Below are 16,373 nucleotides of genomic sequence, written 5' to 3' on the forward strand. Positions count from 1 at the left end.
ATATTATTTCTTTCAATCAATACAGGATTAATATATAAGCATATGGATATTTTGAAATGGGTTGATGAAGAATTAAGAGTTGTACTGACACTAACGATTTTTGAAGGAGTGGATTTACTAACAACAAACTAAGCTACTCTGATAACATTAGTGTGGAATCGTGGAAAATCCTGTTATTGCGGAGAACTACAGCCTGCTGGCAGAGGAAATCCTTAAATTTAAAACGGAGGGTTTAAGATGTTACAAAGTAAATTCTGCTCCTCATGCGGTAGTAAATTAGAAGCAGGAGACAAATTCTGCCCTCATTGTGGTGGATCAATACAAGGGGCAGCAGTCGAAGAAACAAGCGAGAGAACTTCGGGACAATCGTTTAGAAGATTTAAACTAGTATACTTGTTTCTATTAATGGTGGTTATTATGATACCACTGGCAATCTATGTTTTAACATCCACAGATCTACTTGCTTCTGACGAGAGAATGCCTTCTTCCTTAAGGGAATTAGATCAAAACGAAATTAAAAAAATTTTCATCGGCCATGAACTAGATATCTATGATGTTAATAATTCATTTAATAATCTTTATTGGGAAATTACACAATCTGATGTAGAGAACATTAGAATTTTAGACATAAAAGAATTACCAGATGATAAGCTGTATTTCATGACCGTAGATTATTTTGGACAAAGCAAAATAGCTAATATTACGGGTAAATACAACTGTACTTTTCGTGTTAATGATAACTTCTGTGAATTAATCAATATAGAAAGAGCTGAAAATACTAAACCAGAAATTACTATTGACTTAACTGGTGATTGGGTTGGGTTTTATACTGCAAGCCAGGGGAAAACGGCAGTAATACTTACAATAATTGAAGTAGATGAAAACGGTAGAATAACTAATTCGATATTCGACTTTGGTCCCCATGAGGGAAATCCTACTATTCCATCCGGGAAATTTAAAATGTCGGGGAAACTAAGTGATAGTCTTGATTTAGAAGGAGTGGAATGGATAGAGCAACCCGTAAATTATGAGATGGTGGATATCAGGAATGGGTACATTCAATTACAAGAAAATACTTTGAAAGGCTATATTTATGGAAAGTCTTCTTTCGGAAACGCAGGCGAAATAGAAGTGAATTATAACAAAAAGTATTATTAGAAAGACCAGACTATTAAATATTTATTGTATAGACCTTCTTATAAAATTATACCGGAGGTATTCATGGCGTCACAAAACAACCAATTTTGCCCCTCATGCGGCGGCAAACTGGAACCAGGAGATAAGTTCTGCGCAGGCTGCGGAATTTCTTGTCAGGATGATCCAACTAAAGAGGGCCCGGTTCAGCCTGAGGCCCAAACCAAAAGTAATAAAATAAAGCCGGTGTTCATACTTATTGCGGCTCTAATTATAATTCCCCTGGTATTCCTGGCCGCCAGGACTGCGGTAACTACCGGCACCAAAAAAGCCATTGAGGATAAGCTGGCTTTGGCGGAGAAGTATCTACTGGACCAGGAATATGAACAGGCGATACTGGCTTATGACGAAGTTATAGAAATAGATCCCAGGGTGGAAAAGGCTTATACTGGTTTGGCTAAGGCCCATGTGGGGCTTTGGAATATGGATTCCGCCGAAGAGGTATTAAAACAGGGTATTGAAATTGTTCCAAACACCATTCCCCTCCGCAGTGAACTGGCCGGGATATACTTAAGACAGGGAAAACAGGAAGAAGCCCGGGAAGTGTTCCTGGAAATTCTGGAGGATGATGAAAAAGAACAGTCTGCCTATCGGGGGTTGGCCCGGGTTTATGAGTCCCTTAGGGATATAGATAAAATGGTAGAAATTCTGGAGAAGGTCATTTTTGAAAACCCTGGTTATTCACAGAACTACAGCCTGCTGGCGGAGGCATATGTAAAGCAGGGTAGGATTGAAGAGGCCCTGGAAATGGTGAAAACCGCTTTAGATATGGATATGGAAGATTATTATGCTTATGCTGTTCTGGAAATGATTTACGGGGGGAACTGGGAGGAACTTCTTATAGAGGCAGAAGGCATTCTAAACCGGGAAAAACAGAGTGCTGTGGGCATGAGGCTTAAATTTTACGGCCTTTTCAAGAGCCAGTGTTATGAGGACGTAACTGCCCTGCATGATGAACTGCATGATGCTGTCAGCAGTGATATAGAAATTGTTTTGACTGCCCTGTCCTTTCTGCGAAGGGATGACGACAACAGGGCTGAAGAGCTTGTAGGCTTAATAGATATTGAGCACGTGGAGAGTCTAATTGTCCTTAATTATCTGGCTCATTACTTCCTGGAGACAGGTGACCAGGCAAATGCCCAGCGGATGGCAGTTAAAGCGATATACCTGGACTCTTACACAGACTATTTCTATTTACTAATGTTTGAGTTGACGGAGGATGAAAGATACCTGGAGTTATTAATGGTACTGGGGAAAGAAGAATGGGTGCGGGGCAACACCACTGGTAATATTAGCAATTACGGATTGGCTGCCCTGCAGGGAAATTGGGTGTATTTCTCTAACGAGGGTGACGGTGGAAAGCTTTACAGGATGAATCTCGACGGCAGCGATCTCACCCGTTTAAACGAAGATAATTCTAAATATATTAATGTCGTAGGAAGCTGGGTTTATTACGCAAATGTCGACGATGATTATAAAGTTTACAAAATAAAGACAGACGGTAGCGGCCTCACACGGCTTAATGATGATTATTCCAGGAGTATTAACGTTGTTGGAGAGTGGGTTTATTATATTGAATATGGTGATTATGATGGTTATGAAGCTACCAGAATCTATAAAATGAAAACGGATGGAACAGAACGTAACAGGTTGAATGATAGAAGTGCCTGTTCCATGATGGTTATGGAAGACTGGGTATATTACACAACCTATGAACACATGCTTTCTTATTGTGGGGCATTGTATAAAGTAAGAATAGACGGTTCAGGGGATACCGCTGTAAACTCCGATTGGGGAAAAACTGTTATCGCAGATGGCTGGGCATATTATTGTCACTTTCAAGACGAATTCAGAGTTTACAAAGTTAATCTTGACGGCAGCGGCCGTACCCGGCTTAACGACGATTGGTCAAGAAGCATAAACGTTGCTGGAGACTGGGTGTATTTCATAATTGGTGATCCTTACTATGGCCCAATATACAGAATGAAAACGGACGGCAGCTCCCGTACCCAACTGAATAATGATGCATCAGATTCGATAAATATTATTGGAGACTGGCTGTATTATTCAAATAATCTTGATAACAGTCTATATAGAATGAAACTGGACGGTTCTCAACGGCAGAAAATTTTTGCTCCCCTGGGTAACGGTCAGGAACAGGAACAGGAACCGGTTACCAGGGAGCCTGAAAACAACCAGGCTTCGGAAGAAACAAATGTACCCCTTCCCTTCAACAGAGATGATTTTACAGCAGCCGCTATTAGGTTAAATATGACTGTGAATGAAGTGAAAGAAATTTTAGGTGAGCCGATCACGACCACCCGGTATGATGAAGATGGGTACTATGACTTTATTGATGATATGGTCTATAACTTTGGAGAAGTAAGTGTAGCTCCAGACCTGGAAAACGCTATTAAAGTAATTGCCATATCAGTGAATACCCCAGGGGTTCCGGGGCCGCGGGGTATACAAGTTGGAGATACCATGGAATCAGTAATTAGGAAATTCCCGGATAATAATAACCCTATAATTAATAATGGTTATGAAACCTATAAAGTTTTATATGGTTCCCTGGATCATGGTGAAAATGGCGGGGGAGTATATTATGATCAAAAAACTGGAAAGCCTGCTTTAGTTCTTTATAAACAGGACTTCGTTGTACTTTGGTTGAGGATAGAAAATGAATTGGTAAGTGATATAAGAATTGCTTTTGCTGATTAGTGATATGTAAGGTCTTAAAATTATAAATTCTCTCGGTTCACTTATTTTCCGAGTAAGTAATTGTATCCATTAAATGAAATAACCATTATTAGAAATACTTCTTCCACAAACCAGGGGTGAATATAATGCAGTGGTGGCTGGAAATTATAAGCGGAACTGAAAAAAGGAAAAAGATGGAGCTTACGTCGGAACAAGTCTGTATTGGGCGGGATTCCGACGTAAGCCAGTTTCCAGTCACCGGCAGGGGAATTCTCGGGTTCATGCTTAACTGATTATATTGCCCGATGGAAATGTACAGATTGAAGACTGCGGCAGCACGAACGGTATTTATGTTAAGAAACGTAGGATTGAGGGACCTGTTTTTCTCTCCTCGGGTGATATATTCCGGGGGGGCAGTATTCAAATGAAAGTTTACAGCATATCGGAAAGCATTACCGGTGAAAAGTGTCGTCCCCAAAAGGGAAAGGAGGATCATACCCGGGTTCTGTCTGTCCGGGAAACCATAAGCATAGGCAGGGATCACTCTATTGACTTTGTACTGAACCACCCCATGGTTTCCAGAAATCATGCACGAATTGAACATGAAGCGGGACAATATATTCTTTATGATTAAAATAGTACTAACGGTACTTTTGTAAATGGGAAGCGGGTGGCAGGTTCGGAAGTTATCACTCCATCCTCCGTAATCCAGATCTGCAGTAATGAGGGGGGTATGTTTTTTACTTAATCATAATAATCGTTATTATAAGCGCTTAAATCGTTATTATAAACGATAATGCTATTAAATAATTAAATTAATGCTATTATTGTAAGAATTAGATGTATTATAAACCGGAGGTATTTATGGTGTCACAAAATAACCAATTCTGTTCCTCTTGCGACAGTAAACTGGAACCAGGAGATAAGTTCTGCGCAGGCTGCGGAATTTCTTGTCAGGATGATCCAACTAAAGAGGGCCCGGTTCATACTGCGGCCCAAACCAAAAGTAATAAAACAAAGCCGGTGTTCATACTTATTGCGGCTCTAATTATTATTCCCCTGGTATTCCTGGCCGCCAGGACGGCGGTAACTACCGGCACCCAAAAAGCCATTGAGGATAAGCTGGCCCTGGCGGAGAAGTATCTCTTTGATGAGGAATACGACCAGGCTATTTTAGCCTACCGGGAAGTCATAGACATTGTTCCTAAAGAAGAACGGGCCTATACCGGCCTGGCAAAGGTCTATACAGTCCAGGATGATTATGAGTCTGCGGAAGAAGTATTAATCGAAGGGATTCAAATTGTAGAACAAACAATTCCCCTGCGCCGGAACCTGGCAGATATCTATGTGATTCAGGGAAAATATGAAGAGGCGAAAGCCCATTACCTGGTTATTTTGGAAGAAGATGAAAATGAACAATTGGCCTACCAGGGCCTGGCCCTGGTTGACAAATATTTAAATGAGCTTGAAGAATCAGCCGGGCAATTGATAAGTAATGACTTTAATCGATATGTTAATCATAGATTTGGCTTTACTGTCTTATTTCCAAATACATGGGTTGTTTCCTCCTCTCCGGAAAACAATGATGGGAGAAGTTTCCAGCATCCCCGTGAAGATATTAATATAGCGGTTTGGGGTTCCCATGGAATGTCAGCCTTAGAGATGGGTTTTGAAGAATACATGAAATGGAGTTTTGAAATTTTGGAAGAATTAGAGGGGTATGAGTTAATTTCAGACGTAGAAATTAGTAAAGACTTAATAGTAGATTACATGAAAGATGGAATGCAAGTAAAAAAACCAATCACGTTAAAAGGAAGAAGATTTGAATACAAATATCTAAGCGAGGGAAAGGAAGTCATGGTGATGGAAGGCATTACTTATTTTGATTCTATATTATATGAAATTAGATGTATGGCTTCCCAAAAACATTATGACTCTTATCATGATCTTTTCTTACACGTTATTTATAGTATTGAGCTTATACCCCAAGGGGAAGAGATTGCTCATATTTTTCAATAAACCAGTATGTTAGTAAAAAATCTATATTCGAGGGAGAAAGCGCTGGAACAAACTGGATGCAGGGGACTGGGCTTATTACATAAACAGAGAAGATGAAAAAATATATAAGATACAAATAGATGGAAGCAATCATTCTCATATAAATGATGATGGGACTCAATATTTAAATGTAGCGGGAGATTGGATTTACTAATATGGAGGCGATTGGCCGTTAGTGGAACCCGGTGGGAGGACTCTATAAAATGAGGACTGACGGTAGTGAAAGGCAGCGGGTTTATTAAGTGATTTCTAGAATCGGGGGGTTTTAAGTGGAACAAAACAGTAAATTCTGTCCATCTTGCAGTAGTAACCTGGACATAGGAGATAAATTCTGTGCTAAATGTGGCTTTTCAATTCAGGGAAATGAAACAAAAGGGAGCCCTGTTCTGCCTGATGTACAGAAAAAGAGTAAAGTAAAGCCGGTGTTCATACTTATTGCGGCTCTAATTATCATCCCCTTGGTATTCCTGGCCGCCAGGACGGCGGTAACCACCGGCACCCAAAAAGCCATTGAGGATAAGCTGGCCCTGGCGGAGAAGTATCTCTTTGATGAAGAATACCAGCAGGCCATTTTAGCCTACCGGGAAGTCATAGACATTGCTCCTAAAGAAGAGCGGGCCTATACCGGTTTGGCAAAGGTCTATATAGTCCAGGAAGATTATGAGTCTGCGGAAGAAGTTTTAATCGAAGGGATTCAAATTGTAGAACAAACAATTCCCCTGCGCCGGGATCTGGCAGATATCTATGTGATTCAGGGAAAATATGAAGAGGCGGAAGCCCAGTACCTGGTGATTCTGGAAGAAGATGAAAATGAACAATTGGCCTACCAGGGTCTGGCCCTGGTTTACATACGTTTAAATCAAATGAGTAAAGCCATTGAGATCCTTGAAGTTGTGATAATTGAAAACCCCAATATTTTAGAAAACTACAGCCTCCTGGCAGAGGCGTACGTGTATAATGAGATGGATGAAAAAGCTCTGGAGATGGTAATAAAAGCTTTGGAGCTGGATATAAATCACGATGATGTGTATGATGTTTTAGATCTTATCTATGAAGATAGATGGGATGAACTGCTGAAAGAAGCCGAAAGAATGATTCAGGAAAATCCTGATAGGCTGACAGGCAGGATGCTGCAGTTTTACGGGCTTTTTAAAGTGGGCCGGTATGAGGAAGTAATCTCATTGTATGAAGAATTATACAAAGCCACAAATAGCGAGAAGGTTGTGGCAATAGCAGACCTTGCTGAAGAAGAAATGAACTGGATATACTATAGAAACCATGACGATGGCGGGAGCATCTACAAAATTCGCACTGACGGCAGCGGCCGTACAAAGATCAATAATGATGTTTCATTTTATTTAACACTGTCCGGGGACTGGATATACTATGGGAACGCTGACGATGACGGGAGCATCTACAAAGTTCGCACTGATGGCAGCGGCCGTACAAAGATCAATGATGATGTTTCAGGGTATTTAACACTGTCCGGGGACTGGATATACTATAGTAACTTTGACGATGGCTATAGCATCTACAAGATTCGCACAGACGGCAGCGGTCGTACAAAGCTCAATGATGATTTTTCAGGGTATATTACACTGTCCGGGGACTGGATATACTATGGGAGCGCTGACGATTACGGAATAAATTACTGTTGTATTTACAAAATTCGCACAGACGGCAGCGGCCGTTCAAAGATCAATGATAATTATTTAGGGTATATTATACTTTCCGGGGACTGGATATACTATAAAAACTATGACGATGGCGGGAGTATCTACAAAATTCGCTTGGACGGCAGTGGCCGTACAAAGATCAATGATGATGATTCAGGGTATTTAAAACTGGTAGGCAGCTGATATTAAGAATTTAAGGAGTAGATTTCCCCTACTTTAAAGGTTGCGAGGAATTATTAATTGACAATTCATAAATTTTTCTGTTTCGCCTGTGGAAGAAGTAAGTTCATCCACAATTACTTGCTTATTTAATGTAACAAAATGTGTTTTATATTATTGAAACCTTTTGTCAGGGCAAATACTGTTGTTCATTCCAAAAAACATGCAGGTTGTCAGAAATTATTGAAATGATTTAAATAACCCGGTATCATGAGGTTAAAAATGGAGGTGAGATTATGGGAAGAACTGAAAGCGTATCATTTCAAGTTCATCCAAAAGATGAACAATCCCAAATTGATTTAATGCAAAAATTCCACTGGAATATGATGAGCACACAGGAAATAAAAACGATAGATAATTACTTGGAACAAAGGGGCGATTCAATTTACCAGATTAAAAATTCACAGCACTATATTAAACTTGCATTTTGCAGGGATTTGGATTTGCCTAACCTGGATAAAATCAGAGAACTTGAAAGTGAGTACCACTCCATTCATATTTCAAAAAAGCCAGACATTACTGGATTTCAATGGTTTCTTATGATGGGTGCATTCGCTTTAACTTGGGGAATCTTTTCTAGCGTAGCAGGTTTTTTCAGCTTAATATTAGGTTTTGCCGCCGGTTATTCAGTATATCATTTCTTAATAAAACCTGGCTATGACCTGAAACTGCAGGACTATTATGAAGTCCGTGACAAGGCTTTAGCCAGGAAGCAGAGAATCTTTGAGGAACTGGATAAGCTAAGTTTGAAATCAGCTGGGGAAGTAGCAGCGGCGAATTAAATATTACTGCACAAAAAATAAAAAATATGGGTCTTTCTACTTATCATTGAACAGGCCCATATTTTTTTATGATGTCTATTTTTCTCTCTATCTTTTCCACTTTAATCATAGGAGTAGATTTCCCCTACTTTAAAGGCTGCGAGGAATTATTGATTGACAATTATATAAATTCTTCTGTTTCTCCTGTGTAAGAAGTAAGTTCGTCCACAATCACTTGCTTATTTGATGTAATAAAATGTGTTTAATATTATTGAAACCTTTGGCCAGGGCAAATATTGCTGTTCATTCCAAAAAACATGCAGGTTGTCAAAAACTATTGAAATGATTAAATTACCTGAGTATGATGAAGTTAGCAAATGGAGGTGAGGGATGTGCCTGGTTTTAAAATAACTGATGTAGATAGCACGGCTATACAAAACACATCCAGCAGTATTGATGAAGATATTCATGAGCTGTTATCCATTAGTGCGGTTCTATCTGGTGACATAATGAAAGATCTGAACCCATACTGGCAGGGGACCGCTAAGGATAGTTTTGAAAAACAGCTTAATAATTATGTGAAGGCTTTTAATAAACTGGCGGGTACTTACGAAAACCTGAACAAGCAGCTTAAAGCATCAGGCAGCACTTATAAAAAAGCCGGTGATTCCGTAATGCAGAGAATAATGAAAATACCCAGGTAAAGTGGAGGAGGTTACAGCTTCGTGGTAGAAATGAGTGTGTTTATAAAATTTGACCCGGAAAAGATTTTAGCTGTTGCCGTTAATTTGGTAAACCAGCACCAACGTCTTACCCGGAGTATAGCAAACATTAAGAGAAAATCCCAGAACTTAACAGCCAGCTGGCAGGGTGACAGTTCTAATTTGTATATGGATAAAATCAATGAATTAAGCGTTCAAGGGGAGGACATGGAGAAAGTTTTACTGGCTTTTAGTCAAGACTTAATGAACGTATCGGGGATTTATAAAGCAGGTGAAACACAGGCAAAGCAGGAGGCAGAATCACTGCCAACTGATGGCGTATTCCTCGTTTAAGTAAAGGGGTGAGCAAATGACCATAATTAATTTTAATTATAATAAAGCGATAAATCAGTCCAGGGAGGTGGATGCAGTGGCAAGCGAAATGCTGACAACAGCAAACACACAACTTCAAGCAGCAATTAACTCTATCGGGGCCTGTTGGAGAGGAGATGCTTCAGAGCAATTTCTTCATTACTGCCACAGTACTCAAGTAGACATACGTACCCAGGCTAACAAGCTGCAGGACCTGGCGGCTCGAATTAGAACTGTAGCAAGGATTATTGCGGAGGCTGAGGAGAGGGCAGGGGAGCTGCAGCGTCAGCAGGCAGCCGCCGCCAAAGCAAATGACTTTTCCAACGGCGGAGGAGGTGGCGGACGTTAGCCGTTAGTACAGTAACCATTATATTTTTTCTGAATTATATTAAAGGAGTGAATATATTATGTCAGGAACCGAAGTATTAACCGGCCGAATGCTGGAAGCTGCCAAAAACGTTGAGGATATTATTGGACGTTATAACCAATCGGTCACTAAAATGTATCAGATTGGTGCAGAAATTGATGGCATGTGGGATGGGGATGCCAGCAGCAAATTCATGGCCACTCTCGGGAACGACCGGGAGCGTTTTAACGCTATGACCAGGATGCTTACCGCTTATGTTGAAGTTCTGAGGCGAGATGCCGCCATCTATGCCAAAGCCGAGAGCGATGCTCTCAACATCCTGAATACAAATAAAATCCGGTAAAATCAGAAAAAGGAGGATTTCGTAATGGATATTACTTTAAAAGTCCAACCAGACGTATTGATTGCAAAGGCTGGAGAGCTTTCTACCGAAAAAACTACCATAATGGGACTTATGGATCAGACCAAGAGCAATATTAACTCTCTAGCCGGGGTATGGAAAAGCCAGGCATCTGATGAGTATCAAGGCCGGTTCAAGCAGATATATAATGACATTGATAATATGCTGGCGATTGTTTCCGAATATATCAGTGATTTAAACGAAATAGCAAGTGTCTATTCTACAGCGGAAAAAAATGCAAAGAGTGAAGCAGAAGGGCTGCCCACCGATGGTGTTTTCAGAGTGTAACCAGGTAATTACGCACGGCACGCCTGAATATCAGGTGTGCCCGCTGCGCTAAAGATAAGGAAAGGTATTTATGGACTACATAAAATACAATTGTTTCGATATATCAGCACAAAATAATGAAATTCATAAAATAGGGAACAAGCTTCAGCTTTTGTCCCATGAGCTTACCGCAGTTTTGAACTCGCTGGATTCTCAAATAAAATCTTATGAAAGCCTGCAGAAGAGTTTAGCAGCGGCTAATTCGGACATTAAAGAAGTTGTGATGCGCATCTTTAATATGCATTCTGCACTGGACCAGATAATTGATGTGTATTACATGGCTGAAAATAATGCCCTGCGTCTGGTTGAGGAACTGCCCGTAGGGCTGGTTGAAGGATGTACCAGCGCTATTATGAGTGGAGTAAAGAACATTAATCCAATAAACATTTCAACAGCCTGTATTAGCAGGGGTGATTTAGTTGTGGAAGATTGGCTTGCTCAGCTGGTTTATAAATTCGGCATAAAAGATAACAAGGAGTAATTTTTTTACTTTCATTTAATTTGTCGGGGGAGAAGGTTATGGTTAAATATTATCTCCGGTATGATGATTTGCAAAGTCAGGACGCACCATTCCACAATATCGGCAAGACGCTTGTTGAACTGGAAAGCAGCCTGAATTCTATTGCTAATTCAATGGATGGTCGCAACAGCAGCATGGCATTGTTAAAAATCCAAATACAAGGCTGCCGTAAAGATATCTCTGCCACTGCTGGACGCGTAACATCCATGGGGAATGTTGTTTTGGAAATAAACAACTTGTATCTGAAAGCAGAGAAAGATTGTTATAATTCTTTTGAAACATCTAAGAGGGTAATTACGTGGAATGCTGCCCTGTCAGGGCTTGGCAATTTAGGACAGATAGGCGGGGCAATGAAATTCGCCCTTCAACCTTTTGCTAATTGGGCTGATCATGGTGTTTTTGATTATTCTACAAATACAGGAGCCCGCAGAGTTGTGGATATTTTTAAATCTACAAACAAAGTGCTTAAACATTTTTGGGAGTGGGATAAAAGTAACGCCCAGCTGAATAAACTCTCTCGAATGCTGCCTGAGCAGGCGAAGAAAATAGCCAGGGCCAGATGGATTGGAACAAATGATATTATGAAAGGCAGTGCTTCGAAAGCAGGAAAGTGGGGAACAAGATTCTATAATAATTTCCATAAGCTTGATAATTCCATAACCAGGTTTAAAAGCAGTGGGGTAAAAGGGGCAGTTGCAAACTATACCGCTGGTGGTGCAAAAGCTGCATTTGCCTGGGGTAGTACAATAGTAGTTGGGATATCAAATGCATATGATAATAAACAAGAATTTAAGAGCGGGAAAATATCTGCCAGGCGTGCAGTCGCTGAAACGATTACGGAAACGGCTATCGATATTGGTAAAACTGTCCTGGTTGGAGCTGTGGTTACTGCAGGACTTGCGGCTACCATAAAGTGTGCGCCGGTAATATTAGTTGTAGCTGGCACCGGCATCGCTGGTGGATTGATAGATGGTGGAACAAAATATACAACCAATAGATTTGCCGGGGAAGAAAAAAAGTTTACTGAATTTGCATCGGATTTTATTCTTGACGGAGGGGAATGGGCTATCGATAGGATGAATTCAGCTGCTGCGGCGTATGACGACATGTTTAAAGAAGCATTTAATAACGCGACTAATTGTATCAATAATCCCCAAAGGCCTACTATTGGAAAGTGGAAGGCTGAGCTTGGTTACTAATGGCTAAAGGAGCTGTGTGAAATGGTAGAGGATTTGCTGCCCATAGGTTCTGTAGTTTTATTAAAAGATGGACAGAAGAGAATCATGATTTTTGGTATTAAACAGACAGATGCTGACAATGATGACATAGAATATGATTATGTAGGTGTTTTATATCCGGAAGGAAATCTAGGAGCCGAGTACCAGTTTTTATTTAATAAAGAAGATATCTTTGAGGTATTTTTTAGAGGTTATGAGGATGAAGAAAGGGTTGAGTTTATAAATAAATTAAAAGAATTTTATGTATAAAATGGAGGTTTTGAGGGTGCCACAAAACAGATTTTTTATGGATATTTAAAAATCAAAAAATGTAGAGGAGGTAGTTTAAGTTATGAGTGATGTCAGAATTCAAGAACGGCTGACGGAAAAGCAGTTGACAATTTTAAACGGAGAACTTGCCAGGGAACAGCGAAGTGTTGGAATGGGATATATTTTATTAATTTTACTGGGCAGTTTTGGTGTACATAAGTTTTACCTGGGTAAATGGGGATTTGGTATTATTTATGCGATTTTAAATATCTTAGGATGGTTGACATTGCCTATCGGTGTTGGACTTATCTTTTTCTTTGTTCTGGGCATATTTCTTATTTGGGATTTATTTACCCTGGGAAACCAGATTAAAAAGAGGGAAGAAAAGATTAAGGCAGAAATTATATCTACATTTCAAACACAATCTTAATAAGAAATTAAATATTTACCGGGCAAAAAAAACGGGCTTTTCCACTTTCACTGAACAGGCCCGTATTTTTTAAGATGTTTTTTCTTTTTTTTATGTTAAGAATTTGTATAAAATGAGAACTGATGGAACTGATATGATTGTTTTACGCAGAAATGTGGATCCTGAAAAATTTGTTATTGCAGAGAACTGGATTTATTATTTAGCCTATGATGCTAATAATGAATATAATAGTCTTTACAAAATGAAAACAGACGGTAAAAAGAAATTCCCTCTTAGTTCAGGACTCAATATTCAGTTTTAATGAAAATAACTTAAAGAAGGGGCTGTTTTCTGTAATAATTGTGGAAATCCGATTCAATAGAACAGGTAACCTTGAAAGGAGGGAACCCTTTTGAAATATTGTAAAAACTGCGGAGGGGCTTTAAAAACCGGCAGCAATTTTTGTCCTGACTGTGGGATGTCCCTGGATACTCAGGCGAAAGTTCCTGCGGCTGCCGGAAGGGTTCAGCGCTGGACCTGGGTAATTGCTGTCTGCATGATTCTCCTGCTGACGGCGGGGGGATTTACATATTATCACTTTTTTATTAAAGATTCCGAACAGTCAGAAGTTGCCGGGGGGCAGGAAGAAAACGCTGATCTTGAAGAAAGCAGTGTGGAAGAGGAGAATACAGGGGATGATGAACCGGTGGAGGAGGAAAGTAATGATGAATTATCACCAGAAGTTGATCCGTTCCTGCTGGTTGTCCCGACTAATTACGCCAGCATTCAGGTAGCCATCGATGCTGCGGCAGCGGGAAGCGTAATTGAAGTGCTGCCGGGTACATATTATGAAAATATTGATTTTAAGGGGAAAGAAGTAATTTTACGAAGCACTGATCCTCATGATTCCTATATCGTATCATCAACCATTATCCATGGTGGGAACAAGGGTTCAACAGTTACCTTCCAAAGTGGTGAGCAGAATAGTTCCAGCCTTCTGGGATTCACCATCACCGGGGGCAGCGGCACCTATGGGGAATACAGCTTTATCAGGAAGGGTGAGAAATACGATTATCAAAGGTATTATGGCGGAGGGATTCTGGTCAGAGACGGAAGTTCTCCTACCATTGAGAGAAATGTAATTCAAGGAAATACTGTAAAAGCTGATTCTAAAAAAATACTGGGGGTGGGTGCAGGAATTGCCATCATAAATCATTCCTCACCCACAGTTTCAAACAATACAATTAGAGATAACGCCGTGGAAGGTTTTGGCGGTGGAATCATTGTTTGGTATGGTTCTTCGCCCACCATTACGGATAATGTTATTGACAGCAATTCTGCCAGTAAGTCAGGAGGCGGCGCAGCTGTTATTATTGATTCTACGCCCGTTATTTCCAATAACGATATAACCAATAATACCTCGGATGAATCCGGGGGTGGAATGTACCTGGCATTTGATTCAAGAGCTGCAGTCCGGCATAATAATATTTCTGATAACTGGGCGGAATATGGTGGGGGAGCTTACATTATGGAACTATCCCTGGATAATTTCACCGGCAATATAATCAGCAGAAACCGCTCTGAAAGGCAGGGCGGAGGAATTCTTATTGGGAAAGAAGCAGTTCTTTACCTGGAAGATAATACAATAAATGATAATCATGCAGGAGGCACCGGGGGAGCAATCTGGATAGAAAAAGGTTCAAATTTTAATACCCCTCAACCGGATACAAATTCCTACTTTAACAATACTCCTGATAATAGTGCTTACCGTTAGTATTCAGGAAGTTAGGGGTTTCAAGGTGACATAAGACCTTCTTCTAACTAGGGCTTGGGCAGAATAAAAGAAAAGGTTATATTCCCTTCATTCGAAGGACTGCAATATATTTTACCGTGCATTTTTGCAGCTAATTCTTGACAAATATAAAGGCCCAACCCACTGTGACATTCATCCTTTGTGGTGAACCCTGGCGTATACATATGTTTTTTAACTTTTTCCGTTATGCTCCCCGGGTTGGTTACTGAGAAGATTAGAAGCGGTCCTTTTTCCTCTATAACTAACTTAACCCACTGGTCTTTTTCATTTTGGCGGCTTACCTCATCTAAAGCATTGTCAATTAAATTTCCCAGCACCCGGATAACTTCATAAGCCAGGGAAGAAAGCCTTGACAGGTCAGCTTCTATGTTTATCTTAAATCTTATTTTTTTAGCCTCTGCCCGGGCCATTTTACTGTTTAGGAAGGCGCTGATTATAGGCTCATTTATGTTCAGCAGAGTGTTATAAAATGACACGCTTCTAGTTAATTTAGACACGTATTCTTTTAACTCATCTTCTTTATCATTTTCAACCAGGGAATTAATTACCTCAATATGGTTTATAAAATCATATTTTTGATTTCGGGCTGTATTGATTAAATTTATAACATTATTGGTAACAGCCTCCTGGCTCTGGGCCAAAACCCGCTTCTCTGTTAGCTCTGTCGATTTTAAAAAAACAAAAATTATCGAAATAAATAATGATATGGAAAGGAAAATATTAATATAAGGAATGTTGATGAATTTAGAAGGGCCGCTTCCCATACTTTCAGCGAATATAATCATAACTAAAAAAAACTGTAATATGATAGCTAGCATCAAGGTGTAGTAGGTGGAATGTTTGCCGTGGATTTCAACTTTGGTCAATAATGTTCTTAGAGGGTGTGTTAGCGGTCTTATCGCCAGGGCAACCGGAATTGTAAGGATGTACAATGGTAGGAATATTTTCAACATAAGAGATGTGTCCAGGAAAGCTTCAGATGTTGGGACATTATATAAATAAACAGCTAACATACTGCCTGTTGCAGTAAAACTAAATACAAATATCTGCTGAGTTATAACAAATTTAAAAACATCAAACCATTTTATCTTAAAAAATATTTTTATAAAAATAATTACAAAAGGAATATTAAAAAAAGTGATAAAGTCAGTTATTTTAAAAAATAGAATAGTAAACAATCCCAATAAAGCGCTAAAAAAACTGGTATAAAATACTTTGGTCCAGTTTTTTTGTATGTCTTCCCTTAGCAGGAGCAGTGCTGCCAGTAAAGGAAAGAATAATTGGGAGAAGGATATGAAAAAGGAGCGGTAAATATCAGTCAGCATTTTTGGACCTCCACTGTTAACAAATAGTTAAGTTTAATACCTGT

18 protein-coding genes and 2 pseudogenes are annotated in these 16,373 nt (G+C 39.7%); 19 read left to right on the forward strand and 1 reads right to left on the reverse strand.

Annotated features, from left to right (window positions below; all coding sequences use genetic code 11):
* Positions 1 to 237: 237 nt before the first annotated feature.
* The 19 genes and pseudogenes from HUE98_RS02815 (at position 238) to HUE98_RS02900 (ending at position 14,965) form a co-directional block, all read left to right on the forward strand.
* Positions 238 to 1,158: a zinc ribbon domain-containing protein gene (locus HUE98_RS02815; RefSeq protein WP_241422372.1), complete on the forward strand. Its 921-nt coding sequence runs from the start codon at positions 238 to 240 to the stop codon at positions 1,156 to 1,158.
* 63 nt (positions 1,159 to 1,221) lie between these two features.
* Positions 1,222 to 3,915: a DUF5050 domain-containing protein gene (locus tag HUE98_RS02820; RefSeq protein ID WP_241422373.1), complete on the forward strand. Its 2,694-nt coding sequence runs from the start codon at positions 1,222 to 1,224 to the stop codon at positions 3,913 to 3,915.
* A 125-nt stretch (positions 3,916 to 4,040) separates the two neighbouring features.
* Positions 4,041 to 4,187, forward strand: a complete 147-nt coding sequence (locus HUE98_RS02825) for a hypothetical protein (protein WP_241422374.1) — start codon at positions 4,041 to 4,043, stop codon at positions 4,185 to 4,187.
* 5 nt (positions 4,188 to 4,192) lie between these two features.
* A pseudogene (locus HUE98_RS17900) lies at positions 4,193 to 4,642 on the forward strand (FHA domain-containing protein).
* Positions 4,643 to 4,758: 116 nt separating this feature from the next.
* Positions 4,759 to 5,913, forward strand: coding sequence for a zinc ribbon domain-containing protein (locus HUE98_RS02835; protein WP_241422376.1), 1,155 nt, complete (start codon positions 4,759 to 4,761; stop codon positions 5,911 to 5,913).
* Between the two features lie 52 nt (positions 5,914 to 5,965).
* A complete protein-coding gene (locus HUE98_RS17905; protein ID WP_407080292.1) occupies positions 5,966 to 6,106 on the forward strand; it encodes a DUF5050 domain-containing protein in 141 nt (46 codons plus the stop codon).
* A 115-nt stretch (positions 6,107 to 6,221) separates the two neighbouring features.
* Complete coding sequence (locus tag HUE98_RS02840; protein WP_241422377.1) at positions 6,222 to 7,811, forward strand: DUF5050 domain-containing protein; 1,590 nt, start codon at positions 6,222 to 6,224, stop codon at positions 7,809 to 7,811.
* 272 nt (positions 7,812 to 8,083) lie between these two features.
* Complete coding sequence (locus HUE98_RS02845; RefSeq protein WP_241422378.1) at positions 8,084 to 8,629, forward strand: hypothetical protein; 546 nt, start codon at positions 8,084 to 8,086, stop codon at positions 8,627 to 8,629.
* A 371-nt stretch (positions 8,630 to 9,000) separates the two neighbouring features.
* On the forward strand, positions 9,001 to 9,312 hold the full coding sequence (locus HUE98_RS02850; protein ID WP_241422379.1) for a WXG100 family type VII secretion target: 312 nt from the start codon (positions 9,001 to 9,003) through the stop codon (positions 9,310 to 9,312).
* Between the two features lie 30 nt (positions 9,313 to 9,342).
* Complete coding sequence (locus tag HUE98_RS02855; protein WP_241423491.1) at positions 9,343 to 9,663, forward strand: WXG100 family type VII secretion target; 321 nt, start codon at positions 9,343 to 9,345, stop codon at positions 9,661 to 9,663.
* A 16-nt stretch (positions 9,664 to 9,679) separates the two neighbouring features.
* The gene (locus tag HUE98_RS02860) at positions 9,680 to 10,030 is read left to right on the forward strand and encodes a WXG100 family type VII secretion target (protein WP_241422380.1); all 351 of its coding nucleotides are present in this window, start codon (positions 9,680 to 9,682) and stop codon (positions 10,028 to 10,030) included.
* Positions 10,031 to 10,088: 58 nt separating this feature from the next.
* Positions 10,089 to 10,391: a WXG100 family type VII secretion target gene (locus HUE98_RS02865; protein ID WP_241422381.1), complete on the forward strand. Its 303-nt coding sequence runs from the start codon at positions 10,089 to 10,091 to the stop codon at positions 10,389 to 10,391.
* Between the two features lie 24 nt (positions 10,392 to 10,415).
* Positions 10,416 to 10,736 carry a WXG100 family type VII secretion target gene (locus HUE98_RS02870; RefSeq protein WP_241422382.1) on the forward strand — a complete coding sequence of 107 codons (321 nt, stop codon included), beginning with the start codon at positions 10,416 to 10,418 and terminating at the stop codon, positions 10,734 to 10,736.
* Positions 10,737 to 10,806: 70 nt separating this feature from the next.
* Positions 10,807 to 11,256, forward strand: a complete 450-nt coding sequence (locus HUE98_RS02875) for a hypothetical protein (RefSeq protein WP_241422383.1) — start codon at positions 10,807 to 10,809, stop codon at positions 11,254 to 11,256.
* A gap of 38 nt (positions 11,257 to 11,294) precedes the next feature.
* The gene (locus HUE98_RS02880; protein WP_241422384.1) at positions 11,295 to 12,494 is read left to right on the forward strand and encodes a hypothetical protein; all 1,200 of its coding nucleotides are present in this window, start codon (positions 11,295 to 11,297) and stop codon (positions 12,492 to 12,494) included.
* A 21-nt stretch (positions 12,495 to 12,515) separates the two neighbouring features.
* A complete protein-coding gene (locus tag HUE98_RS02885; RefSeq protein WP_241422385.1) occupies positions 12,516 to 12,782 on the forward strand; it encodes a DUF4176 domain-containing protein in 267 nt (88 codons plus the stop codon).
* 82 nt (positions 12,783 to 12,864) lie between these two features.
* On the forward strand, positions 12,865 to 13,212 hold the full coding sequence (locus tag HUE98_RS02890) for a TM2 domain-containing protein (protein WP_241422386.1): 348 nt from the start codon (positions 12,865 to 12,867) through the stop codon (positions 13,210 to 13,212).
* Positions 13,213 to 13,312: 100 nt separating this feature from the next.
* Positions 13,313 to 13,513: pseudogene (locus HUE98_RS02895) on the forward strand (DUF5050 domain-containing protein); the annotation flags it as partial.
* 90 nt (positions 13,514 to 13,603) lie between these two features.
* The gene (locus HUE98_RS02900) at positions 13,604 to 14,965 is read left to right on the forward strand and encodes a right-handed parallel beta-helix repeat-containing protein (RefSeq protein WP_241422388.1); all 1,362 of its coding nucleotides are present in this window, start codon (positions 13,604 to 13,606) and stop codon (positions 14,963 to 14,965) included.
* Between the two features lie 47 nt (positions 14,966 to 15,012).
* Here HUE98_RS02900 and HUE98_RS02905 read toward each other — a convergent pair whose 3' ends face one another.
* On the reverse strand, positions 15,013 to 16,329 hold the full coding sequence (locus HUE98_RS02905; RefSeq protein WP_241422389.1) for a sensor histidine kinase: 1,317 nt from the start codon (positions 16,327 to 16,329) through the stop codon (positions 15,013 to 15,015).
* Between the last annotated feature and the right edge of the window lie 44 nt (positions 16,330 to 16,373).

This window comes from Candidatus Contubernalis alkalaceticus (genome assembly GCF_022558445.1).
Taxonomy (GTDB): domain Bacteria; phylum Bacillota; class Dethiobacteria; order SKNC01; family SKNC01; genus Contubernalis; species Contubernalis alkaliaceticus.

Coding starts and splice junctions, on each gene's coding strand:
- HUE98_RS02815 (WP_241422372.1), top strand. CDS start 238: ATGTTACAAAGTAAATTCTGCTCCTCATGCGGTAGTAAATTAGAAGCA.
- HUE98_RS02820 (WP_241422373.1), top strand. CDS start 1,222: ATGGCGTCACAAAACAACCAATTTTGCCCCTCATGCGGCGGCAAACTG.
- HUE98_RS02825 (WP_241422374.1), top strand. CDS start 4,041: ATGCAGTGGTGGCTGGAAATTATAAGCGGAACTGAAAAAAGGAAAAAG.
- HUE98_RS02835 (WP_241422376.1), top strand. CDS start 4,759: ATGGTGTCACAAAATAACCAATTCTGTTCCTCTTGCGACAGTAAACTG.
- HUE98_RS02845 (WP_241422378.1), top strand. CDS start 8,084: ATGGGAAGAACTGAAAGCGTATCATTTCAAGTTCATCCAAAAGATGAA.
- HUE98_RS02855 (WP_241423491.1), top strand. CDS start 9,343: ATGAGTGTGTTTATAAAATTTGACCCGGAAAAGATTTTAGCTGTTGCC.
- HUE98_RS02860 (WP_241422380.1), top strand. CDS start 9,680: ATGACCATAATTAATTTTAATTATAATAAAGCGATAAATCAGTCCAGG.
- HUE98_RS02865 (WP_241422381.1), top strand. CDS start 10,089: ATGTCAGGAACCGAAGTATTAACCGGCCGAATGCTGGAAGCTGCCAAA.
- HUE98_RS02870 (WP_241422382.1), top strand. CDS start 10,416: ATGGATATTACTTTAAAAGTCCAACCAGACGTATTGATTGCAAAGGCT.
- HUE98_RS02875 (WP_241422383.1), top strand. CDS start 10,807: ATGGACTACATAAAATACAATTGTTTCGATATATCAGCACAAAATAAT.
- HUE98_RS02880 (WP_241422384.1), top strand. CDS start 11,295: ATGGTTAAATATTATCTCCGGTATGATGATTTGCAAAGTCAGGACGCA.
- HUE98_RS02885 (WP_241422385.1), top strand. CDS start 12,516: ATGGTAGAGGATTTGCTGCCCATAGGTTCTGTAGTTTTATTAAAAGAT.
- HUE98_RS02890 (WP_241422386.1), top strand. CDS start 12,865: ATGAGTGATGTCAGAATTCAAGAACGGCTGACGGAAAAGCAGTTGACA.
- HUE98_RS02905 (WP_241422389.1), bottom strand. CDS start 16,329: ATGCTGACTGATATTTACCGCTCCTTTTTCATATCCTTCTCCCAATTA.